Source organism: Micromonospora globbae (assembly GCF_036184225.1).
GTDB lineage: Bacteria > Actinomycetota > Actinomycetes > Mycobacteriales > Micromonosporaceae > Micromonospora > Micromonospora globbae.
The window spans coordinates 2,065,488-2,088,091 of the sequence record NZ_CP108084.1; the positions used below are offsets into that span (position 1 = coordinate 2,065,488).

A 22,604-nucleotide genomic window follows, 5' to 3' on the forward strand; every position below is an offset into this window, starting at 1 on the left:
AGGCGCCCGCCGGAGCACAAGAGGGACCGCCTGGAGATCCGTCGAGAGGAAGAGTCAGACCGCATGTCGCGAGTTCGTCTCCACGACCGCAGGATCGTCGTCGACGGTCGCCCCCGCCTGCTGCTCGCCGGCGAGGTGCACTACTTCCGGCTGCCACGGGCGGCCTGGGCGGACCGGCTCGACCGGCTCCGCGAGTGCGGCGGCGACACCGTCGCCACCTACGTGCCGTGGCTCTGGCACGAGCTGCCGGACGGCACCGTGGACCTCACGGGGCGTACGCACGAGCAGCGTGACCTGGCCGGGTTCCTGGACCTGGCCCACGAACGCGGCCTGCACGCCGTGGTCCGGCCCGGGCCTTTCATCATGGCCGAGGTCAAGAACGAGGGCATCCCCTACCGGGTGTACGAGTCGCACCCGCACCTGCTGCCGACCACGTGGGACGGACGGCCCGTCACCACGCGCACGATCGACTACCTCGCGCCCGAGTTCCTGGCCGCCGCCGACGGCTGGTACGCGCAGGTCATGCCGGTGATCGCCGAGCGGCTGGCCGACCGGGGCGGCCCGGTGATCGCCGTCCAGTTGGACAACGAGATCGGGATGCTCTCGTGGGTGACCAACTCCCCCGACCTCACCGACGGCGTCTGCGAGGACCTGCGGCGCTGGGCCGTCGAGCGGTACGGCAAGGACGGCGCGGCCGAGCGGGTCGGCGCCGATCCCGGCGACCCGGTGGCCTGGGCGGCGGCGCTGCGCACACCGGCCGAGGAGCGGTCGCTGACGCTCCACGACGACCTGGGCCGCTACATGCGCGACCGGTACCGCCGGTACGTGGCCGCGCTGCGGGACTCCGCGCAACGGCACGGGGTGACCGGCGTGCCGTTCCTCGTCAACGTGCACGGCACCGGGGGCGGGCGCGGGCGCACGTTCCCGATCGGCATCAGCCAGCTCTTCGAGGCGTACCGGGGGCAGCCGCAGCTCACCTCCGGCTCGGACTACTACCTCGGCGACCTCACCGTCACCAACGTCGCCGACCTGTACGTGGGCAACGCCTTCCTCGCCGCGGTGCACGACGCGCACCAGCCGCTGACCTCGCTGGAGTTCGAGGCCGGCAACGGCGACTACGGCCAGGACCTCGCGATCCTCTACCCGCCCGAGGCCATCGAGCTGAAGGCGCGGCTCTGCGTGGCGCAGGGCAACCGGCTGCTCAACCTCTACCTCTTCGCCGGCGGCTACAACCCGCCCCTCGCCGAGCCGGTGGGCGACGGCAACGACCGGATCGCGTTCACCGGCGAGCGGCACGGGTTCGCGGCGCCGGTCGACCCGGAGGGGCGTCTCAACCCGACGTTCGGGGCGGCCCGGCGGGCGCTGCACGCCGTACGCGGTGTGGCCGACCTGCTCGCCGACTCCGACGAGGAGAACGACGGGCTCGCGCTCGGATTCGTGCCCGACCACTACCTCACCGAGTACCACCACCCCGCGTCGGCGTCCCGCGCCGCGCAGGTCGCCGACCTGGAACGGTTCCGCGGCATGGGCCCCCGCGACGTGCTGGCCCGCGCGCTGCTGCTCGCCGGCTACTCGTTCCCCGCCGTCGACCTCCAGTCGCCGCTGCCGGCCGGCGCGCCGCCGGTGATCGCGCTGGCCAGCGCGGCCACGCTCGGCCGGGACGTGCAGCAACGACTCGTCGACCACCTGCGCGGCGGGGGCCGCCTGCTGCTGCACGGCGTCCTGCCCGAGCGCGACCACGACGGCACCCGGTGCACGCTGCTCGCCGACGCGCTCGGCCTCACCGTGACCGGACGCGTCGACGACGGGCCGCAGTGCTTCCCGTCCGTGGTCGGTCACCGCTGGGCGGCCGGCCGGGCCGAGGCGCGGGTCGGGTACGCGCAGCGGCTGGCGGGCGCCGCCGCCGAGCCGGTGCTCACCGAGGTGGGCTCCGGCGAGCCGTGCGCCGTGGAGGTGTCCGTGGGCGCGGGACGGGCCCTCGTGGTCGCCGCCGACGTGCCCTGCGACCTGGAGTTCTGGCGGGCGGCCGCGGAGCGGCTCGGCGCCCGGCCGCGGCTCGCCCCCGACGCCGACGGTCCCGGCCTGGTGCTCACCTCCACCGTGGACGGGGCCGGGCAGCGGCTGCTGCACCTGGTCAACGTGGCGCCGTCGGCCGTCACCGTCGCGCTCGGCTGGCACGGCGCCCCGCTGCTCGGCGGACGCCGCCTGCGGGTGCCCGCCCGCACCGGGCTGATCCTCCCGTACGGCGTGCGGGTGGGCGCCGCCACGCTGGTCGAGACGACCTGCGAGCTGGTCTCCCGGGACGGGGACAGCGTGCTGCTGCGCCCGACGCAGGGCGACGACGAGGTGGTGCTCGCGACCGACCGGCCGGTCACCACGAGCCGCGGGGTGGTGCACACGGCGGACGACCGCGTCACCGTGCGTCTGCCGGGCGGGCCGGTCGACGAACCGTTCCGGGTCACCGTCGGCTGACGTCCGCGCGGAGGGGCCCCTGCCGGTGGCGGCCGGGGCCCTCTCCGCCACCCGGCGGGGCGCCTCAGGCGGCGCGGGCGACCTCGTCGAGCACCCGCTGCTGAAAGGCGCGCGCCTCGGGCCCGCTGGGCGGCGTGCCGCCGAGACGCGCGGCGATGGCGCGTTCGATCACCGGTGCCGCCTCGTCGCCGTCGGCCAGCACCCGCCGCCCGGCCGCCGTCTTGGCCAGCCAGCGTCCGTGCCGGACCCGGACCAGGGACCGGCAGGCGCCGAGCACCGCGTCCTCGGCGCCGGGCGCCGGCTCGTCACCGGCCGGTGTCGGCAGGGCGAGCCACCAGCCCAGCGCGTCGACGAGGAGGCGGCGCAGATCGGCGGGGCTGACGTCGGCGAACACCTCGGCGGCCGGCGGGCCGAGCAGCGCGTGCCCGCACTGGTGCAGGATGCTGCGGTCCAGCGCGTACCAGAAGTGCCCGTCCGCGACCGGCCGGTCCGCCGGGTCGTACGTGGCGCGGAACGCCATCCGCGCCCCGGTGTTCACCTCGACCTCGAAGCCGGGCTCGGCCGTGCCGGACGCGGCCACCGCACGGCGGTAGACGACCAGCTCCAGCCCGCGCGCCGGGCAGGGCAGGGCCTCGTGGCGCAGGCCGGCCACCAGGGCGCGCTTGGCCTCGTCGGGAATCGGCTCGGCGCAGAGCAACGCCACGTCGATGTCGCTGCGCCCCGGCTGGTAGGCGCCGAGCCCGACCGAACCGGCGGCGTACCCGCCGACGAGGTCGTCGCCCAGCACCGTGCGCGCCACCGCGACGAGGTCGTCGAGGTAGCGCCGAACGTCGGTGTCCATGCCGCCAATCCGACCCGATCGACCGGTGTCGAACCACACCGGGCACCCCTTTGCCGGAGGCCGGGCGAAGCCGCTCAGGAGGCGTCGCCGAGCGACCGGCAGACGTTCTCCTCCCGACCGACCTCGACGGCCATCCGGCGGGTCCCGTCGGCGTCGAACGCGATGACGTGCACCCCGTCGAGGAGGTAGTAGCCGCGCGGGTAGCGGTCCTCCGGCCGGAACCCGAACCCCGCCGGCCCGACGATCGTGTACCGCCGCCAACTGCCGTCGGGCCGGTAGTCGGCGGCGCCGGAGCCCCCCGCGTCGCGCCGGACGCTCTGACCGGTGGCGCCGTTGACGAAGTCGACGACGAGCGGCCCGGCGAACTCCTCGCGGCGGACCGCGCCGTCACCGTACCGGGCGACCACCCGGACCCGGACGTCCTGCGAGACGACCCGGACCTGGAGGGGGAACGAACAGTACCGGCCGGCGGGCGCCGTCCACTCCTCCTGCACCCAGGCGCGCCACGGCTCGGGCCGGTAGCTGCCCGGGCCGATCCCCCCGTCCGCCCCTGCGCTCGCCGCCGCGGGCGCCGCGGCCGGACCGAGCACCGCCGCCGCCGGACCGAGCACCGCCGCGGCCGCCAGGGCGGCCGTCACCACTCTGCGCATCCCCGCCTCCTAACCAGTAGTTGATGGCTAACCGGTGTGCTGAGGATGACTGGTTAGGAGGCGGCGGGTCAAGGCATACTGTCGGCGTGCACTGGGTCGAGGTCGACGGCTACGCCATGCCGGTCCTGCTCGCCGGCCACCCCGGCCTGGAGCTGTGCAACACGTGGGCGGGCTGGGCGGACACACCGGACCCGCGTCGGGAGTGGCTGCGCGACTACGACCGGCTCGCGGTCTGGAGCGGGCACGCCGGGCTGCTGTCCGCCGACACGGTGCGCCGGCTCCGCGCGGCGGCCCGGGCGGAGCCGGCCGCCGCCGAACGCGCGCTGGCGGAGACGCGGTCCCTGCGGGCGGCGCTGCACGAGGTCTTCCTCGTCCCGGGCGACACGGCCGCGTTCGGTGCCGTGGCGCGGCTGGCGCGGGAGGCGGCGGCGGCCGCGACGCTGGCGACGGACGACACGGGAATCGCCCGCTGGACCCTGCCCGACGACGGAGGGCTGCGCCTGCCGCTGCTCGCCGCGGCACGGGCCGCCGCCGAACTGCTCTGCACCCCGGCCCGGACACAGGTCCGCGCCTGCCCCGGCGACGACTGCGGATGGCTCTTCCTCGACCCGCGCGGCCGCCGACGCTGGTGCCGCATGGCCGTCTGCGGCAACCGGGCCAAGGTGCGCGCGTACGCCGACCGGCGCCGGCCCGCCACCGACGGGCCGACCGGCCGGCGTACGGCTACTTGACCCGGCGGGTCGTGCGCACCACGATGTCGTCGTACTCGGGGTGCTTGCCCAGCCACCCGGCGAGGAACGGGCAGATCGGCACCACCGTGCGGCCCCTGGCCCGCGCGTCGTCCATCACCGCCCGCGCCAGCGTCGAGCCGACGCCCCGGCCCTCGAACGCCGGATCGACCTCGGTGTGCGTGTACGCGATGATGGTGCCGGTCAGCTGGTAGGTGACGATGCCGGCGAGCGCGCCGTCCTCGTCCCGCGCCTCGAAGCGCTCACGCTCGGGCACGTCCGTCACGGTGAACTGCATGACGAGAGTGTCGCAGGCCGCCGGCGACCCCACCCCGGCGACCGGCGCGCGCGGATCCTGCGACACAGCCGGCCGCGGCGAGGCCGATCCGTGGCGGGGCGGTCCCGGCCAGGCCGCGTCGACTCTCACCGCCGCGGGCCGAGGGACCCGGCTAGCCGCCCTCGGCGCAGATCGCCGCCATCTCGGCGAGGTAGGCGGCGAACGAGGGCAGGCCGGCCCCGGCCCGCCGGCCGTCGACGCCCGCCTCGTCGCGGATCGGGGTCGCGGGCACCGGTCCGTCGGGCCCGCAGCGGACCTGCGTGCCGTACACCTGGGGCTCCCCCTTGGCGACCGCGACCCGGTCCTCCAGGTAGGCGAGGTTGCCCGGCGACGCCTGGCCGGCGGCCACCGCGGCGCGCAGCAGCTCGACGGCCCGCTCCTGGAAGGCCAGGTCGAAGTCCGAGTGCTGGGCGATCGCCCAGGCGGCGTCCTCGCCGTCCTCGCCGACGAGGTCGATGGTCGGCCAGCCGTGCGCGGCGACGATCTCCTTCAGCCGGGCGGTACGCGCCTGGTCGCTCTCGGCCTGCGGCCGGCCCTCGCGGTCGGCCTGGTCGCGCCGGAGCATCGCGACGAGTTCGTCGTGCAGGGCCTTGTCGTACCGGGCGGGTGAGCGGGTCACCGACGGTGTCGGCACGGGCGGCGGCGCGGCCGGCGTGGTCGAGGCGACCGGCGTGGCGGCGGAGTCGACCGGCCGGGGCGTGTCGGCGCAGCCGACGAGCAGGGCGAGAGTGGCGAGCGGGACGAGCCGTCGTGGCGACGTGCGCATGGCCCACCTCCCCTCGCCGCCCGATTCTGTCTTCCGGGCCGGCGGGCCACAAGGCACCGGCGGGGGGAATCGGAGCATTTACATTTAACAAAGTTAACTGATAGCCTCCGCTGCATCGATGAGGAGGCATGTCATGCGACTTCGACGTGGGACGTCCGCGCTGCTGGCCGGCGCGGCGCTGGTCGCCGCCCTCGCGGCGCTGCCGGCCGCCAACGGGTTCGCCACGACCACCGCCAGCGCGGTCGCGGCCTGCTCGGCACCCGAGTGGCGCGAGGGTGTCACCTACCCCGCGGGCAGCCGGGTGACCTGGGCGAGCCGCACGTACCAGGCGCTGGTCACCCACACCCCGCCGCCCGGCTCCGGGTGGAACCCGGCCTCGACGCCGGCGCTGTGGACGGACCTCGGCCCGTGCGAGGCCGGCCCGTCGCCGTCGCCCACCGTGACCTCCTCCCCCACGCCGACACCGTCGCCCACCCGCACCCCGTCGCCCACGGCCACCCCGACGCCGACCGCCACCCCGCCCGGGTCGGCCACCTGCGCCCTGCGGCCGAAGCCGGCGGGCAAGGTGCTCCAGGGCTACTGGGAGAACTGGGACGGCGCCGCGAACGGCGTCCACCCGCCGCTGGGCTGGATCCCGATCACCGACCCCCGGATCCCCGCGCACGGCTACAACGTGGTCAACGCGGCCTTCCCGGTGATCCGCACCGACGGCACGGTGCTCTGGGAGGACGGCATGGACGCCACCGTGAAGGTGCCGACACCCGCCGAGATGTGCCAGGCCAAGGCGGCCGGGCTGACCATCCTGATGTCGATCGGCGGCGCGACCGCCGGCATCGACCTCAGTTCGGCCGCCGTCGCCGACCGGTTCGTCGCCACGGTCGTGCCGATCCTCAAGCGATACAACTTCGACGGGATCGACATCGACATCGAGACCGGGCTGACCGGCAGCGGCAACATCAACCAGCTCTCCACCTCGCAGGCGAACCTGATCCGCATCATCGACGGTGTGCTCGCCCAGATGCCTCAGGGCTTCGGGCTGACCATGGCGCCGGAGACCGCGTACGTCACCGGGGGCAGCGTCACCTACGGGTCGATCTGGGGCGCCTACCTGCCGATCATCAAGCGGTACGTCGACAACGGCCGGCTCTGGTGGCTGAACATGCAGTACTACAACGGCAGCATGTACGGCTGCGCCGGCGACTCGTACCCGGCCGGCACCGTGCAGGGCTTCACCCGCCAGACCGACTGCCTCAACACCGGGCTCGTCGTGCAGGGCACCACGATCCGGGTGCCGTACGACAAGCAGGTCCCCGGCCTGCCGGCCCAGCCGGGCGCCGGCGGCGGTCACCTCGCCCCCGCGGCGGTCGCCCAGGCCTGGAACACCTACGGCGGCGGTCTGAAGGGGCTGATGACCTGGTCGCTGAACTGGGACGGCAGCAGGGGCTGGACGTTCGGCGACAACGTCCGGGCGCTTCAGGGCCGGTGAGGGTCCGGCTCCTCGATCGTCACGTCCACCGGACCGACGCGCAGGAGTCCGTCGGTGAGCGGCGCGCAGCGTACGCCGCCCCGGCGGCGCAGCGCCCGCCACGCGCCCGGCCCGATCGCCACGTCCATCCAGGCGCAGGGATTCGCCGGCCGGTTCACGCGCAGCCGGACCGGACCGGCCCCCGAGTCCAGCACCAGGATCTTCCCGACCAGCTCGTCGACGGCGATGCCGGCGGTGAGCACGTTGCGCCGCACCTGCCGAAGGTCCGCACCGGGCGGCAGGGACTCCCGGGCGATCAGCGTGACGCTCGCCTCCCGGTGCGCCGGCCTGCCGAAGTACCGGTCGCCCACGATCCCGAGCCCGGCCCGGAGCTGGACCTCCTCGACCAGCTCGCCGGGCGGGGCGGGGGCCGGTCCGTCGGCCGGCCGGCCGACGTAGCGGTGGACGGGCGAGGCCAGCAGCTGCACGATCCGCGGGCCGTCGGGCGGGACAGGGTCGCTCATCTGCCGCGCACCTGCCGGAAGGTGATCGAGTAGCGCAGCGCCGGCACCGGCGGGATGCTGTGCTGCCAGCTCGACCGGGCGGCGCCGGCCAGCACGTACGCCGAGCGGGGCGCCAGTTCCACCTCGTACACCCGGCGCTGGTCGGCCCTGCCGCGCTGGAACCGCAACAGGCAGGCGGAGCCCAGCGAGAGGCCGACCACGGTCGGGCCGAACGCCGGGGCGTCCCGGTGCCAGCCGATCACCGACCCGGGCGGGTAGCGGGTGACGAGGGCCTGCGCCAGGTCGGCGGCCGGCACGCCGGCGAGGCGGGCGCAGCGCTCGCGGACCTCGTGCAGCTCCACCGGCAGCGCCTCCGTCTCGCTGAGCTGGAAGGAGCCGTAATCGTAGTCGTAGCCGAAGTGCCGGACGGTGCGCCGGGCGATCCGGCCGTGCATCCGCACCTCGCCGAAGTCGTACGCGGCCAGGGCGAGCGCTATCCCCCCTTCACGTGGGGTGCGCGCCGGGCCAGCATGCCCACGGCGAGGATCACCACCACGAGCGACAACGCCTCGCCGAGGGCCGGCAGCGGGCCGCCGCGGATCTGCTCGTCCAGCCAGATCAGGCCGACCAGGATGGCCACGACGGGGTCGGTGACCGTGATCGCGGCCAGGGCCGGGGCGCCCAGCGGCCCGGCCTGGTAGGCGTTCTGGCTGAGCAGCACCCCGAACGGGCCGAGCACGAGGACGGCGTACGCCTGCCACTGCGTGAACACCTCCCACGGGCTCTCGTCGAGGTGGAACGCGAGGCTGCTGATGAGGCCGGCGGTCACGCCGTAGCAGACCCCCGCGGCCAGCGCCAACGGCATGGGTCGCCAGCGCCGGTCGAGCTTCAGCGCCGCCAGCAAGCAGAGTCCCACCGCGACGACCACGGCGATCCCGAGCAGCAGGGCCGACCAGAACGACTCCAGCCCCCGCCCCTGGCCTCGCCCCGGGTCGGCGATCACGAGGAAGGCCGCCAGGCCGAACAGGCACAGGGTGGACTCCAGCAGGATGGTGCGGTCGGGGCGGTCGTGCGCGAACGCCGCGAAGAGCAGGACGTACCACACGAGTCCCGTGACCAGCAGCGGCTGCACGAGGATCAGCGGGATCAGGCTGAGCGCCGCCACCTGGAGGGCGAACGCCAGGACCGCGAGCACCACCGACCAGCGCCAACTCGGGATGCGCACCAGATGGGCAAGCAGCGTGGGCCGCCCGGCCGGCTCCTCCGGCACCTGCCGGCCGGAGCGGAACTGGAGCACCCCCGACGCCCCGAACGCCGCGGCGGCGGCCAGTGCGATCGGGATACCGACGGCCAGTTCCCCGGCCCCGCTCACCGCACTCCAACCGGACCGGTCACCTGCACCTCCATGCCGTGGTCGTCCGCGTCCCGCCGTCCGGGGCCGTGGGGTGTTCCCGTCGCCACGGCCGGTGGCGGCGCGGCGCGGGTTCCCCACCCCGGTGCGGATAAACGGCGGGTGGGTCGGCCGGGGTCCGGGTCGCGCCGAGACTGCCGCAATCACCATGAGAGTACGCAAACGGTGACTAAGCTGATGATTGTTCCGAAGGGGTGGCTGTCGGCGCCCCTCCTCCGCGTACGCCTGGGAGAACCCGACATGTCAGCGACCCGGCCCGCCCTCCGGCCCGCAGTCGTCTCGTCCGGCGTGCGGCTGGGCGTGCCGGGCGAGCGCGACCGCGCCGCTGACGGCGAGCAGGAAACCGAGGACCGCCACCGGGGTGAAGCCGGGCCGCACCCGGTCCCCGAGCAGCAGCCACCCGGTCAGGGCGGGCGCCACCGTCTGCCCCACGATGGCCGAGGCGGACGTGACCGTCACCGAGCCCCGTTGCAGCGCCATCGCGTAGAGCAGCACGCCGGTCAGGCCGGCGAGCACCACGGCGTAGGTCGCGGGGCTCGCGACGAGCGCCCCGACGGTCTCCACCCGGCCGAGCAGCCGCGCGCCGAGGGCCGCGGACCCGAACGACAGCCCGGCCAGCAGGCCCGGCACGGCGGGGCCGGACATCGCCGGGCTGCCGAGGTACGCCCCGCCGGCGAGCACGACCACCGCGGCGAGCAGCCACCAGCCGGCCGTTCCGGTCACCTCGTTCGGCGGCGCGGCGACCGCGGAGAGCACCAGCAGCACCAGTCCGGCGATCACACCGCCGATCGCCCCCCAGTCGCGGGCGGTCAACCGCAGGCGCAGGACGCACATGGCGATGAGCGCCACCATGCCGAGGTTGGCCGCCCCGACCGCCTGCACCGCGAAGATCGGCAGGATCCGCAGCGCCGTGAACGTGAGCAGGGAGGACGCCCCGTCCAGCACCAGGCCGGTGGCGTACGGGCCGTTGCGGACCAGCCGCAGCAGCAGCCGGGGGTCGACGTGCGGGGTGGCGGCCAGCCGGCGCGCGCCGATCGACTGCACGATCGCAGCCGTCGCGCTGCACAGCGCGGCGGCGATCGCCAGCGCGAAGCCCACGGCCATGTCACGATCCCGGTGTCGACGGTGCCGGACGCGGCCGGCGGAAGCACCTGCGCATACCCGTCTGAGCCCGGGTATCGCACGCCGAGCCCGGCGGGTGCGCGGTGAACACGCCGGCCGGCCCTGAGCCGGCCGAGCCGGTCGCCCGGCGGGTGCTGGTCGTCTCGGCCGACATCGGCGGCGGGCACGACGCGACCGGTCGGGCGCTCGAGGAGCGCGTCCACGCGATCTGGCCGGGCAGCCGGGTCGGCTGGGTGGACACCCTCGAGGTCATGGGGCCGGGGGTCGGTCGGGGCTTCCGCCGCACCTACGTCACCAACGTGGCGGTGACGCCCTGGCTGTACGAGTTCTTCTGGGCCTCGCTGTGGCGGCACCGGTGGTTCGCCGCCACGGCCAAGTGGTTCACCGGCTCGTGGGCGGGGCGGCGCCTCGGCCCGGTCATCGAGGGGTTCGACCCCGACCTTATCGTCTCCACGTATCCCCTGGGCAGCGCCGGGCTGGCGTGGCTGCGCCGGCACCGCGGGCTCGGCGTCCCGGTCGGCGCCTGGATCTCCGACTTCGCCCCGCACCCGTTCTGGGTGTACCCGGAACTGGACCTCAACGTCGTGGTGCACCCCGCCGCGCTGCCGGTCGCGGCGGTCGCCGCCGAGGGGTCGTCGCTGGGGGTCTGCGCGCCCCCGGTGCTGGACTCGTTCCGTCCCGGTGACCGGGTGGCGGCCGCCCGGCGCTGCGATCTCGACCCGGACCGCGCCGCCGTGGTGGTCGCGTGCGGCTCGTACGGCTTCGGGGCCGTCGAGGAGGCCATCCGCGCCCTGGTCGGCATCGGCGACCCCATCCAGGTGGTGGCCGTCTGCGGGCGCAACGACCGGCTCGCGGCCCGGTTGGCGGCGCTCGACGTGCCCCCGGGACGGCTGCTCGTACGCGGCTGGGTCGACGACATGCCGACGCTGCTGCAGGCCGCCCGCCTGCTGGTCACCAACGCGGGCGGGGCCACCGCGCTCGAGGCGCTGGCCACCGGCACCCCGATCGTGATGTACCGGCCGATCGCCGCGCACGGCACGGCGAACGCGGCGTTGATGGCGGCGGCCGGGCTCGCCGAGACGGCCCACACCCCGCAGGCGCTTGTCGCCGGCGTGCGCAGCCGGCTCGCCCTGCCGGCGCGCACCGTCGAGGTCCCACCGGACGGGCGGCTGCCCGACCTGGGGCTGCCGGCGGTCGCCGCCGCGCGCACCTCGCGGGTCGGCGCGCCGGGCGACGCCGCGGCGAGGGGCGACGCGGCGGGGGACGCCGCGGCGGGGGACGATGCCTCGGCGAGGGGCGACGCGCGGACGCGGGGGCGGGCCGGGGGCGCGCCACGACGCCGCCCCGCGAGCTGGCCGCTCCGGGCGCAGGACGCGTTCTTCCTCCACGTCCAGACTCCCACCGAGCCGCAGCAGATCGGCACGGTCATGGAGCTGGGTGCGCGCCCCGACGGCCAGCCCGTCACCCGGGCGGAGGTGACGGCGCTGCTGGCGCGGCGGCTGCCGGCGATCACCACGCTGCGCCGCCGCCTGGTCGACCGGGGCCGCTGGCGCCGCCCCGGCTGGGTGATCGACCGGTACGTGGACCCGGCCGCCCACGTCGACGAGATCCACGTCGCGCCGGGTGACGACGGCGGCGCCGCCGTGGACCGCTTCTGGTCCGAGCCGCTGCCCACCGACCGTCCACCCTGGCGGATGCTGCTCGTCGGAGGGCTGCCGGACGGGCGTACCCGGCTCGCGGTGAAGCTGCACCACTGCCTCGGGGACGGCCTGTCCGTGATCGCCGTGCTGCGCCGGCTGCTCGACGCGCCCGAGCCGCCCCGGCGGGAGGCGCCGGCCGGTGGCCGCACCCTGCTGGGCCGGCGGGGGGCGCCCGCCCCGGAGCGGGGCGGGCTCGACCAGGCGCGGGAGACGGCGCGCCAGCTCGGCCGGACCGTACGCGGACTGGCCCGGCTGGCCACGCAGGGCACCGCGCCGCGCACGCCCCTCAACCGCCGGCTCGACTCGTCCCGGCGGCGTCTGCTCACGGCGAGCCTGCCGGCCGCGGACGTGCTCCGCGCGGCCCGGTCCTGCCAGGCCCACCCCAGCGAGCTGATGCTCGCGCTCACCGCCGCGGCGCTGGGCGCCGCGCACCCGGCTCCGGTGCCGGAGCGGCTGCGGGTGATGTTCGCCGTGTCCCGCGACGCGCGCCGGCGGGCTCCCACCCAGGGCAACTGGACCGGGGCCGTCACCCTCGACCTGCCCATGGGGGCGGGACCGCCACGGGACCGGGTGGCCGCGGTGCGCCGCTCCCTGCGCGACGCGCTCCGCAGCGGTGAACCCGAGGCCGCGAACCTCGTGATGCGGGCGATGGGCGTCCTCCCGGCGCCGCTGCACGCCGCGATGGCCCGGCGCGTCTACACCAGCCGCCGGCTCAACGTGATCGTCTCGTACGTCCCGGCGACCTTCCCGCCACGGGTGCTCAGCGGCGCGCCCCTGCGCGCCGCCGCACCGGTGGTCGGCCTCGCCGACGGGGTGCACATCGGCATCGGCATCCTGCGGCTCGGCGGCAGCTTCGGGCTCGGGGTGCTGCTCACCGGGGCCCTCGCCGACGTCGGCGACACCGTGGTGGCGCAGGTGCGGGCCAACCTGGCCGCGCTGCTCGCCGAGATCGACGCCCACCCCGAGGGTGGGCCGCAGCCCGAGGCCGGCAGCACGCCCGCCACCGCCGGGAGCACGCCCGCCACCGCGGGCAGCGCGGGCGCCGTTCGCGCGGCCGCCGGCGCGGGAAGCCGGGCCCGGGGGCCTCGGGATGGCGGCGGACCGGACGGGGCCGACCGCGCCGCGGACGGGCCGGCGACGGACGACGCGGCGGTGCCGGGTGCGCCTCCACCCGGGGTGCCCCGATGCGCCTGACCGGCGCGGTAGTGCTGGTGACGGGAGCGTCGTCGGGGATCGGCGCGGCGGTGGTACGGCGCCTCGCCGGCGCCGGGAGTCAGGTCGTGGCCGCCGGCCGCGACGCGGACCGGCTGGCCCGCCTCGCCGCGGAGACCGGCGCCACCACGATCGTGAGCGACCTGGGCCGGCCGCACGCCGGACGCGAGCTGGCCGAGCAGGCCCTGGCCCGGCACACGCGGGTGGACGTCCTCGTCAACAACGCCGGCGTGGGCTGGGCCGGCCCGTTCGGCGGGATGGCGGACGCGCTCGCCGACGAACTGCTCGCGGTCAACCTGCGCGCGCCCATCGAGCTGACCCGGGCGCTGCTGCCCGGAATGTGCCACCGCGGCGGGCACCTCGTGTTCGTGGGGTCGATCGCCGGCCGGCTCGGCGTGAACGGCGAGTCCGTCTACGCGGCCACGAAGGCCGGCCTGGACACCTTCGCCCAGAGCCTGCGGATGGAGCTGGCCGGCCGCCGGGTCGGGGTGAGCACGGTGGTGCCCGGCGTGGTGGACACCCCGTTCTTCGTCCGCCGGGGCCAGCCGTACCGACGCCGGCGCCCCCGTCCGGTGCCGCCGGAGCGGGTCGCCGACGCGCTCGTCGACGCGATTGTCCGGGACCGGGCCGAGGTGTACGTGCCGGGCTGGCTGCGCCTGCCCGTGGCCGTACGCGGGCTGCTGCCGGGGCTGTACCGCCGGCTCGCGACCCGGTTCGGCTGAGCCGCCGGTCCTCCCCCGCGCCCGCTCACGTGTCCCGGATCGCGCGCAGCGACTCCCGCAGCGACGACATGGTGGCCAGCACGGCCGTCGGCTCGTACCCGCAGTGCGCCATGCAGTTGGCGCAGCGCGCGTCGCGTCCCCGTCCGTAGCTGTCCCAGTCGGTCGTCTCGAGCAGTTCCCGGTAGCTCGCGGCGTACCCGTCGGAGAGCAGGTAGCAGGGCCGCTGCCAGCCCAGCAGCGAGTACGACGGGATGGCCCACGCGGTGCACGGGAAGTCGACCTTCCCCTCCAGGAAGTCCAGGAACAGCGGCGAGTGGTTGAGCCGCCAGCGGGCCCGGCGACCACCGGAGAACGCCTTGCGGAACAGCTCCCGGGTCTCCATGACGCCCAGGAAGTGCTCCTGGTCCGGCGCCTTCTCGTACGCGTACGCCGGCGCGAGCATCATCTCGTCGACCTTCAGGTCGTCGTTGAGGTAGTCGAGCACCTCGATGACCGTCTGCGGGGTGTCGGTGTTGAAGAACGTGGTGTTCGTGGTGACCCGGAAGCCGCGCCGCTTGGCCTCGCGGACCGCCTCCACGGCGACGTCGAAGACGCCGTCCTTGCACACCGCCGCGTCGTGCCGTTCCCGCAGGCCGTCGATGTGGACGGTGAACGCGAAGTACGGCGACGGCCGGAACTTGTCGATCTTCTTGGGCAGCAGCATCGCGTTGGTGCAGAGGAACACGAACTTCTTGCGGCGCACCAGTTCGGCCACGAGCTTGTCGATCTCCGGGTGCATGAGCGGCTCGCCGCCGGCGATGGAGATCATCGGCGCGCCGCACTCCTCCACGGCGGCCAGCGCCTGCTCCACGGGCATCCGGCGCTTGAGCAGGCTCGCCGGCTGTTGGATCTTGCCGCAGCCCGCGCACTTCAGGTTGCAGGCGAACAGCGGCTCCAGTTCCAGCAGCAACGGGAACTGCTTGCGCCCGCGTATCTTCTGTCCGGCCAGGTATCGCGCGATACGTAGGCTCTGACGCAACGGCATACTCACGGCTGGCGTACCTCCTTCGGCAGGGTGAAAACCACGTCCTCCACTGCTGCGGTGTGCTCGCTCACCTCCTTCGCCCCGAGGGCGGTCAGTGCGGCCACCACCTCGTCGACCAGTCCCGGCGGCGCCGAGGCGCCGGCCGTGATGCCGACCGTCGCGGCGCCCGCGAGCCAGCGCAGGTCGATGCCGCTCACGTCGTCCACGAGGTGCGCCCGGGCACCCGCCCGTTCGGCGACCTCCACGAGCCGCCGGGAGTTCGAGGAGTTCGCGGAACCGATGACCAGCACCAGGTCGGCGTGGGCCGCGACGGCCGTGATGGCCCGTTGCCGGTTCGTGGTGGCGTAGCAGATGTCGTCGGAGCCGGGACCGGCCAGCGCCGGGAACCGGCGGCGCAGCGTGTCGAGGATCCCCGCCGCCTCGTCCACGGCGAGCGTGGTCTGCACCAGGTACGACACCCGCTCCGGGTCGTCCACCTGCACCGTCTCGGCGGTGGCCGGGTCGGGCACGAGGCGGATCCGGTCGGGCGCCTCGCCCAGGGTGCCCTCGGTCTCCTCGTGGCCCGGGTGCCCGATGAGCAGCACCGTGTCGCCACGGCCGGCGAACCGGCGGGCCTCGGCGTGCACCTTCGTCACCAGCGGGCAGGTCGCGTCGATCACCGGCAGCCGCCGGTCGGCGGCCTCCTTCCGCACGGCCGGCGCCACGCCGTGCGCGGAGAACACGGTGAGCGCCCCGTCGGGCACCTCGTCGAGCTCGTCGACGAAGACGGCGCCCTGGGCCCGCAGGTCGGCCACCACCCGGGCGTTGTGCACGATCTGCTTGCGCACGTAGACCGGCGGGCCGTGCCGGCGCAACGCCTGCTCCACCACGGCGATCGCCCGTTCCACGCCGGCGCAGAACGACCGGGGCGAGGCCAGCAGCAACCGGTGCACGCTGCCGGCCGCCGCGGCCCACTCGGTGAGCGCCGCGGCCACCACCGGCAGCACCCGCAGCGCCGCGCGCACCCGGCGCAGGGTGGCCGGCCGGTACAGCGGTCCGGCCGCCGTGTCGGCGACCACGCGTACGCAGGCCGTGGGGCGTCCGGCGCAGCCGGCCAGCAGCCACGCCGACTCCAGGTCGGCGGCGAGCGCGCCGGTCGCGGCCAGCCGGTCCCGGGCCGCGCCGTCGACCAGCCGGTCGGTGCTGACGACCGGGCCGACGTGCACCCGCAGCCCCCGCCTGCGCAGCGCCGCCGCGAGCAGGTCGGCGTCGGGCATCCGCAGCTCCCCCGCCGGGGCGTCCGGCGCGAGCGGGTCGGCACGGACCACGCTCGCCACCACCACGTCGCCCGTGGCGAGGTCGGGGGCGAGCCCACCGGCGATCCCGGCGACCGCCACCGGCCCCGTGCCGGCCGGGCGCAGCGCCGCCGCCGAGCGGGCGCGACGCGGCCCGATGCCGGTGCGACACAGCGTGAGCCGACCATGGGGTGCGGGATCGCCGAGCCCCCGGCGCAGCGCGGACAGCTCCGGCCGCATGGGCGCGTACAGCGTCCACGCCGGGTCGGCCGGGACAGCGGGGCGGATCACCGCGTCACCGTGGCCTCGTCCGCCCGCGTGCCGAGGATCCGGCCGAGCGCGCTGATCGGGAAGACCAGCCGGTACAGCCCGTAGTTGATGTAGAAGTCGCCGGGGAAGCCGGTGCCCGTGAACTGGGGCTCGTCCCACCCGCCGTCCGGGCGCTGGGTGTCGACCAGCCAGCGCACCGCCCGCAGCGCCCGCTCGCCGGTGCCGTGGCCGGCGGCGTGCAGCGCGAGCAGGGCCCACGCGGTCTGCGAGGCGGTCGACTCGCCGCGGCCGATCCAGGACGGGTCTCGGTAGGAGCGCAGGTCCTCGCCCCAGCCGCCGTCGGCGTTCTGGTGCGCGAACAGCCAGTCCACGGCCCGGCGGATCGCGGGATGCCGGCGGGGCACGCCCGCGGCCACGAGCGCCGGCACCACGGCGCCGGTGCCGTACACGTGGTTGGCGCCCCACCGGCCGAACCACGAGCCGTCCGGCTCCTGGGCCCGCAGCAGCCAGTGCACGCCGCGCCGCACCGGCGTCGTGCCGGCGTAGTTCTCCGCCGCCAGTGCCTCCACGACGTGCGCCGTCACGTCGGCGCTGGGCGGGTCGATGACCTCGCCGAAGTCGCAGAACGGCAGCTCGCCGAGGATGGCGCGGGTGTTGTCGGCGTCGAACGCCGCCCAGCCGCCGTCGCGGGACTGCATGCCGAGCAGCCAGCGGGTGCCGCGCAGCACCGCCGCCTCCGCGGGCACGCCGGTCCGCCGCAACGCCATGATCACCTCAGCGGTGTCGTCGGTGTCGGCGTACCCGTCGTTGTCGAACTCGAAGGCCCAGCCGCCGGCCGGCGTGTCCGGCCGGCGTACGGCCCAGTCGCCCCGGACCCGGATCTCCTCGCTCAGCAGCCACCGCCCGGCGCGCTCGACGGCGGGGTGCTCGGCCGGCAGCCCGGCGTCGGTGAGCGCGGTGACGGCCAGCGCGGTGTCCCAGACCGGCGACTGGCACGCCTCCAGCCAGCGCGCCGGGCCGTCCGGGGTCTGCGTCCGCACCGTGAACCGTTCCAGCCCGTCCAGTCCGGCCCGCAGCACCGGGTGGTCCAGCGGGTAGCCGAGCAGGTGCAACGCCATCAGCGAGTAGACCCAGGGCGGCTGGATCCCGCCCCACGACCCGTCCGCCTCCTGGCGGGCGACGATCCACTCGGCGGCCCGGCGCAGCGCGTGCCGGCGTACCGGGCCGCGGGCGATCCGCTCGTACCCGCTGGCGAGGCGGTCCAGCCGGTAGAGCAGGCCGGGCCGGCTGCCCAGCCGGGGCGGCCGGGGTGGCCGCGCGTTCGTGCGCAGCTCGTCGACGCCGAAGCCGAGCGACCGCACCGGCCGCAGCGCCCGCACGATGGACAGCGGGACGATGGTCTGCCGCGCCCAGCAGGCGAAGTCGTAGACGTTGAACGGCACCCAGGACGGCAGGAGCACGAGTTCGGGCGGCACGGCGGGCAGCTGCGACCAGGGCCAGTGGCCGAACAGGGCCAGCCAGAACCGGGTGAACACCCGGCTGGCCGCCACGCCTCCGTGCGCCCGGACGAACGCCGCCGCGGCCGCCATGTGCGGCGCCTCGACGGTGTCGCCGGCCAGGCGCAGCGCCACGTACGCCTCGATGGTGGTCGACAGGTCCCCCGGGCCGCCGTGGAAGATCGCCCAGGAGCCGTCGGGACGCTGCTGGGAGCGGATCCAGCGGGCCGTCTCGGCGGTCTGCTCGGCGGTCCGGATGCCGAGGAACTGCCGCAGCATCAGGTCCTCGGCGTCCATCGTGACGTTCGTGGCGAGGTCGCCCTTCCACCAGCCGGCCTCGTCCTGGAGGTCCAGCAGGTGGTCCCGGGCGCGCCGCAGCGCGTCCCGCGCCTCGTCGAGCACGTCGGCGCCGGGGCGCTCCGCCTCGACGGTGGTGGTGGTCTTCGGTGACAGCAGCTCGGTCATCAGTGGTCCCGTCCCGTGATGAAGTCGGCCACGTCGGCGAGTTCGCCGCGTACGTCCTCCGGCAGGTCCAGGGCCTCCAGCTCGGCCCGGGCCCGCTCGGTCTCCTGCCACGCCCGCTGCTGGGTCCACTCGCGGGCGCCGGTCGCCTCGATCAGCTCGCTCGCCCGGGCCACGTCCTCGTCGGTCAGCGGCTCGGGTGAGCGGTACAGGTCGGCCAGGGCCAGGCCGGCGGGGTCGCCGCTGGTCAACGCCCGGACGACGGGGATGCTGCGCTTGCGGGCGCGCAGGTCCGACCCGACGGGCTTGCCCGTGCGGCCGGGGTCGCCCCAGATGCCCAGCACGTCGTCGACGAGCTGGAACGCGAGCCCCAGGTGGGAGCCGAACCGGGAGAGCCCGTCGACCAGCCCCGGCGGGCCGCCGCAGAGCAGCGCGCCGAGCGCGCAGGACGCGGCCAGCAGGGCCGCCGTCTTGTTCCCGGCCATTGCCAGGCACTCGTCGAGCGTCACGTCGTCGCGCCGCTCGAAGCTCAGGTCCGCCATCTGCCCGGCGATCAGCGCGCGGACGTCCTCGGCGAGGCGGCGGGCCGCCGGCTCACCACCGGGCACCTCGACGAGCGCCTCGTACGCGAGCCCGATGAGCGCGTCGCCGGCGAGGATCGCCGGGCCGACGCCGAACACCGTCCACGCGGTCGGCCGGTGGCGGCGCTCGGTGTCGCCGTCCATCACGTCGTCGTGCAGCAGCGAGAAGTTGTGCGCGAGCTCGACCGCCGCGGCCGCCGGTGCCCCCGCCTCCGGGGCGGCTCCCGCGGCCCGCGCCGACAGCAGCGCCAGCGCCGGCCGCAGGCCCTTGCCCTGGCTGGCCGCGGGTGACCCGTCGGCGTCCCAGTAGCCGAGCTGGTAGCCGGCCACCAGCCGGTTGCCCGCGTCCAGGCGGTCCAGCAGCGCCCGGATGGCCGGCTCGACGTACGTCTGGATCTGGTCGGTGCTGCGGCTGCGTACAACGGTCATCGTGCGGCCTCCGTGTGGTGTCGGGGCCGGGACACGAGCTGGTGGGCGAGGGTGTCGGCGGCCACCTGACCGCTGCGCACCGCGCCCTCCATCGTGTCCGGCCATCCGGTGTCGGTCCATGCGCCGGCCAGGACCAGCCCGGGCAGGCGGGTGCCCGCCGCCGGCCGGTACGCCCGGGTGCCGGGGTTCTGCCGGAACGTGGCCCGCGGCTCCCGGGTGACGAACGCGTCGCGTACCGGGGTGTGCCGCGCGGCGGGAAAGAGGTCGGCGAGTGCCCGGCGCTGGGTGGCCACCAGCTCCGCGGCGGGACGGTCGATCTCGGCGTCGGCGGCCGAGATCGACACCACGAGGTGCTGCTCGTCGCCGGCGTCCGGCCCCGAGCGGTCGAAGATCCACTGGGCCGGGGACTCCACGGCGGCCGCCATGGTCAGCCGGGTGACCCGGTGGGCGTAACGCAGGTGCACGTTGACGATCGGCGCGGCGCCGAGCCGCGCCCAGTCGCCGGCCGCGGGCGCGGCGGCCGGCGGGACGAGTGCGGCCGCGACCGGGTGCGGCACGGCGAGCACGACCCCGTCGGCCGCGAGCTCGCCACCGTCCACCCCGACGCGGAAGCCGGCGGGTTCGGGGTGGATCCACCGCACGCGCGAGCGCGGGCGTACCCGGACGCCCAGCCGGTCCAGCACGCGCCGCGCGGCGACGGCGTGCAGCTCGGTCAGGGGCACCAGCGGCCGGCCGATGTCGCCGGCGTCCGCGGCCTCCAGCAGGCCGGTGCGGAAGACCCGGGCGGCGAGTGCGAGGGAGGCCTGGGTGCTGGGCACGTTCAGCGCGGCCACGGTGATCAGGTCCCAGAGCCGGCGCACCGACCGTGGGCTCTGGCCGTGCGCGGCCAGCCAGTCACCGAAGCACTGCCCGTCGGTGGCGGGCGCGTCCGGGTCGACGCGGCGCAGTGCGGCGCACGCGCGGACGGCGGCGAGCCGTTCGGCGGGGCTGATGAGCCGGTAGCCGGCCAGCGCGGGCAGCAGGTGGGCGGGCGCGGGCAGCCGGCGGCGGGTCAGCACGTGCGGGGCCCGCCCGGGCAGCAGCACGGGCACCTCGAACCGCCGCTGCACCTGTGTGCCGGCGGTGGTGCCGAGCCGGTCCAGCAGGTCCCGGTAGGCGTGGTAGCAGCGCAGGAAGACGTGCTGGCCGGTGTCGACGGTCAGGCCGTCGCGCCGGAACGAGTACGTGGCCCCGCCGAGCTCGGCGCGGCTCTCCAGCAGCGTCACGGGCAGGCCCCGGTCGGCCAGGCGGATCGCCGCGGCGATCCCGGCGAGCCCACCGCCGACGACACACACCCCGCCGCCGCCCGGCGACGCACCGACCGGCCCGGTCACGCGGATCGCCCGACCAGTGCGCGGGCCGCCACCCAGGCCTTCTCGCGTCCGGGCAGCGACACGCGGCTCCGGGTGACCGCCAGCGGGTCGGACGCGATCCGGGCGAGCAGCCGCCGGTAGATGCCCGCCATCGCCGCGGTGCAGGCGGCGCTGCGCCGGTCCAGCAGCGGGAGCAGCCGCAGTCCGGTGTCGTACCAGCGGGCGGCCCGGGCCGCCTCGAACCGCACCAGCTCGCTCAGCCGTCCGGGCGGATCGGCGAACCCAGCCCCGCGGCGTTCCAGCGTGCAGCCGAACCGGTCCAGATCCTCCGCGGGCAGGTAGATCCGCCCGTCGGCGCGGTCCTCCACGAGGTCGCGCAGGATGTTGGTGAGCTGGAGGGCCACGCCGAGGGCGTCGGCCAGCGGGGCGGCGCGGGCCGGCTCGGCCGTGCCGAAGACGCCCAGGGACAGCCGGCCGATGGACCCGGCCACGCAGCGGCAGTACCAGACCAGCTCGTCGAAGGTGGCGTACCGGCGCCCGGTCACGTCGGCCGCGCACCCGTCGATCAGCTCGTCAAAGGCGGCCAGCGGGATCGGCATCCGGGCCGCCGCGTGCCCGAGCGCCGTGAGCACCGGGTCCCCGCCCCCATCGGCCGGCAGCCGGTGCAGCGCCGCGCGGGTCTCGGCGAGCCGGTCGAGCTTCTCGTCGGGCGGGAGGCCGCCGTCGCCGATGTCGTCGATCCGCCGGGCGGTGGCGTAGATGGCCGACAGCGCGCGCCGCTTCGCCGGCGGCAGCAGCCGGATCCCGTACGCGAAGTTCGCCGCCCGGCTGCGGGTGATGTCCTCGCAGCGGCGGTACGCGGCCTCGACGGTGCTGGTGGCGGCGGCGGTCATCCGGCGCTCCGCACGGTGGCGGCCAGGTACCGGCGCAGCACCCGTCGGCGGCGGGGGCGGACGGCGGCGCGCAGCGGGTCGTGGTCGGCCTCGGCGAGCGCGTCGAGGGTGGCCCGGCCGCCGGCGAGGTAGCCGCCGACCGCGAGGCGGGCCCACCCGTGCAGCGCGGACACCAGCGGCGCCCCGGCGTCGAGCCAGGCCCGGGCGCGTTCGGCCTCGAACGCGATCAGCTCGCGCAGGGGCGCGGTGGCGGCCGGGCGCCCCAGGTCCTCCTCGGTGACGCCGAACCGGTCCAGGTCCTCGGCCGGCAGGTACACCCGGCCGCGCCGGTGGTCCTCGGCGACGTCCTGGAGGTGCTCGACGAGCTGCAACGCCGTGCAGATCCGGTCGGACAGCTCCCGGCGTGCCGGCCCGGCCTGGCCGAAGACGTGCAGCACCAGCTCGCCGACCGGGTTGGCCGAGAGGGTGCAGTAGTCGACCAGCTGCGCGAACGTCGCGTACCGGGTGACCCGCTGGTCGACCCGGTTCGCCTCGACGAGCCGGACGAGCGCGTCGAGGGGCAGCCCGCAGCCGGTGACGGTGGGCGCGAGGGCCCGTACGACCGGATGGCTCACGGCGCGGCCGGTGTACAGGGCGCGCAGCTCGGCCTCGATCCGGTCCAGCTCGGCCGTCCGGTCGACCCCGGGGGCCTGCGGCTCGTCACCGAGGTCGTCGACGTGGCGGGCGTACGCGTAGACGGCGATGAGGTGGCGGCGGTACCGGGCGGGCAGCACGCGCAGCGCGACCGGGAAGTTCTCCGCCGCCCGGGCCTGGGCGAGCCGGTGCACGGCGGGAACGACGACCTGTTGGCTCATCCCGGGTCTCCTTCCTCTGGGGCATGGGGTCGGCGGTGGT

The 22,604-nt window shown here is 76.0% G+C and carries 20 protein-coding genes; 5 read left to right on the forward strand and 15 right to left on the reverse strand.

Going from position 1 to position 22,604, the window contains the following annotated elements:
- The first annotated feature begins 63 nt into the window (after positions 1-63).
- Positions 64-2,472 (forward strand): beta-galactosidase, encoded by a 2,409-nt coding sequence (locus tag OG994_RS09235; protein ID WP_328852838.1) that lies wholly within the window; start codon positions 64-66, stop codon positions 2,470-2,472.
- A gap of 64 nt (positions 2,473-2,536) precedes the next feature.
- Here the strand turns inward: OG994_RS09235 and OG994_RS09240 are convergent, their stop codons facing one another.
- Both OG994_RS09240 and OG994_RS09245 read right to left on the reverse strand, forming a co-directional pair.
- Complete coding sequence (locus OG994_RS09240) at positions 2,537-3,313, reverse strand: aminoglycoside adenylyltransferase domain-containing protein (RefSeq protein ID WP_328852839.1); 777 nt, start codon at positions 3,311-3,313, stop codon at positions 2,537-2,539.
- Between the two features lie 74 nt (positions 3,314-3,387).
- Positions 3,388-3,963, reverse strand: coding sequence for a hypothetical protein (locus tag OG994_RS09245; protein WP_147427252.1), 576 nt, complete (start codon positions 3,961-3,963; stop codon positions 3,388-3,390).
- Positions 3,964-4,049: 86 nt separating this feature from the next.
- Between OG994_RS09245 and OG994_RS09250 the strand changes: the two genes are divergently transcribed.
- Positions 4,050-4,694 carry a CGNR zinc finger domain-containing protein gene (locus OG994_RS09250; RefSeq protein WP_328852840.1) on the forward strand — a complete coding sequence of 215 codons (645 nt, stop codon included), beginning with the start codon at positions 4,050-4,052 and terminating at the stop codon, positions 4,692-4,694.
- Here OG994_RS09250 and OG994_RS09255 read toward each other — a convergent pair.
- Both OG994_RS09255 and OG994_RS09260 read right to left on the reverse strand, forming a co-directional pair.
- Positions 4,687-4,989 carry a GNAT family N-acetyltransferase gene (locus OG994_RS09255; protein WP_120329326.1) on the reverse strand — a complete coding sequence of 101 codons (303 nt, stop codon included), beginning with the start codon at positions 4,987-4,989 and terminating at the stop codon, positions 4,687-4,689. The genes OG994_RS09250 and OG994_RS09255 overlap by 8 nt on opposite strands.
- Positions 4,990-5,140: 151 nt before the next feature.
- On the reverse strand, positions 5,141-5,794 hold the full coding sequence (locus OG994_RS09260; RefSeq protein ID WP_120329162.1) for a DUF6624 domain-containing protein: 654 nt from the start codon (positions 5,792-5,794) through the stop codon (positions 5,141-5,143).
- Positions 5,795-5,927: 133 nt separating this feature from the next.
- Here OG994_RS09260 and OG994_RS09265 point away from each other — a divergent pair, with 133 nt between their 5' ends.
- Positions 5,928-7,280, forward strand: a complete 1,353-nt coding sequence (locus OG994_RS09265; protein ID WP_328852841.1) for a glycosyl hydrolase family 18 protein — start codon at positions 5,928-5,930, stop codon at positions 7,278-7,280.
- On the opposite strand, the gene OG994_RS09270 is transcribed toward OG994_RS09265, so the two are convergent.
- The 4 genes from OG994_RS09270 to OG994_RS09285 form a co-directional block, all read right to left on the reverse strand.
- Positions 7,268-7,783: a molybdenum cofactor biosysynthesis protein gene (locus tag OG994_RS09270; protein WP_328852842.1), complete on the reverse strand. Its 516-nt coding sequence runs from the start codon at positions 7,781-7,783 to the stop codon at positions 7,268-7,270. The two genes, OG994_RS09265 and OG994_RS09270, sit on opposite strands and share 13 nt — an antisense overlap.
- Positions 7,780-8,217 carry an alpha-ketoglutarate-dependent dioxygenase AlkB gene (locus OG994_RS09275; RefSeq protein ID WP_328852843.1) on the reverse strand — a complete coding sequence of 146 codons (438 nt, stop codon included), beginning with the start codon at positions 8,215-8,217 and terminating at the stop codon, positions 7,780-7,782. The genes OG994_RS09270 and OG994_RS09275 overlap by 4 nt, the downstream gene beginning before the upstream one ends.
- 38 nt (positions 8,218-8,255) lie before the next feature.
- Complete coding sequence (locus OG994_RS09280) at positions 8,256-9,134, reverse strand: DMT family transporter (RefSeq protein ID WP_120329166.1); 879 nt, start codon at positions 9,132-9,134, stop codon at positions 8,256-8,258.
- A 282-nt stretch (positions 9,135-9,416) separates the two neighbouring features.
- Positions 9,417-10,277, reverse strand: coding sequence for a hypothetical protein (locus tag OG994_RS09285; RefSeq protein ID WP_120329167.1), 861 nt, complete (start codon positions 10,275-10,277; stop codon positions 9,417-9,419).
- Positions 10,278-10,378: 101 nt separating this feature from the next.
- Between OG994_RS09285 and OG994_RS09290 the strand changes: the two genes are divergently transcribed.
- Together OG994_RS09290 and OG994_RS09295 are read left to right on the forward strand one after the other, a co-directional pair.
- A complete protein-coding gene (locus OG994_RS09290) occupies positions 10,379-13,189 on the forward strand; it encodes a wax ester/triacylglycerol synthase domain-containing protein (RefSeq protein ID WP_328852844.1) in 2,811 nt (936 codons plus the stop codon).
- Complete coding sequence (locus OG994_RS09295) at positions 13,180-13,929, forward strand: SDR family NAD(P)-dependent oxidoreductase (RefSeq protein WP_328852845.1); 750 nt, start codon at positions 13,180-13,182, stop codon at positions 13,927-13,929. Before OG994_RS09290 ends, OG994_RS09295 begins: the two co-directional genes overlap by 10 nt.
- A 25-nt stretch (positions 13,930-13,954) precedes the next feature.
- Here the strand turns inward: OG994_RS09295 and hpnH are convergent, their stop codons facing one another.
- Genes hpnH through hpnC form a run of 7 tightly spaced genes read right to left on the reverse strand, consistent with a single transcriptional unit; the run spans position 13,955 to position 22,564 of the window.
- Positions 13,955-14,953, reverse strand: coding sequence for an adenosyl-hopene transferase HpnH (gene hpnH, locus OG994_RS09300; RefSeq protein ID WP_240032991.1), 999 nt, complete (start codon positions 14,951-14,953; stop codon positions 13,955-13,957).
- A gap of 2 nt (positions 14,954-14,955) precedes the next feature.
- Entirely contained in the window at positions 14,956-16,467 is a 1,512-nt protein-coding gene (gene ispH / locus OG994_RS31545; protein WP_120329327.1) for a 4-hydroxy-3-methylbut-2-enyl diphosphate reductase, read from the reverse strand.
- Between the two features lie 47 nt (positions 16,468-16,514).
- On the reverse strand, positions 16,515-18,458 hold the full coding sequence (gene shc, locus OG994_RS09315) for a squalene--hopene cyclase (RefSeq protein WP_120329171.1): 1,944 nt from the start codon (positions 18,456-18,458) through the stop codon (positions 16,515-16,517).
- Positions 18,458-19,465 (reverse strand): polyprenyl synthetase family protein, encoded by a 1,008-nt coding sequence (locus OG994_RS09320; protein WP_120329172.1) that lies wholly within the window; start codon positions 19,463-19,465, stop codon positions 18,458-18,460. The genes shc and OG994_RS09320 overlap by 1 nt, the downstream gene beginning before the upstream one ends.
- The gene (gene hpnE, locus OG994_RS09325) at positions 19,462-20,838 is read right to left on the reverse strand and encodes a hydroxysqualene dehydroxylase HpnE (protein ID WP_240032970.1); all 1,377 of its coding nucleotides are present in this window, start codon (positions 20,836-20,838) and stop codon (positions 19,462-19,464) included. The genes OG994_RS09320 and hpnE overlap by 4 nt, the downstream gene beginning before the upstream one ends.
- The gene (hpnD, locus tag OG994_RS09330) at positions 20,835-21,710 is read right to left on the reverse strand and encodes a presqualene diphosphate synthase HpnD (RefSeq protein WP_328852846.1); all 876 of its coding nucleotides are present in this window, start codon (positions 21,708-21,710) and stop codon (positions 20,835-20,837) included. The genes hpnE and hpnD overlap by 4 nt, the downstream gene beginning before the upstream one ends.
- Entirely contained in the window at positions 21,707-22,564 is an 858-nt protein-coding gene (gene hpnC / locus OG994_RS09335) for a squalene synthase HpnC (RefSeq protein ID WP_328852847.1), read from the reverse strand. The genes hpnD and hpnC overlap by 4 nt, the downstream gene beginning before the upstream one ends.
- Positions 22,565-22,604 lie beyond the last annotated feature (40 nt).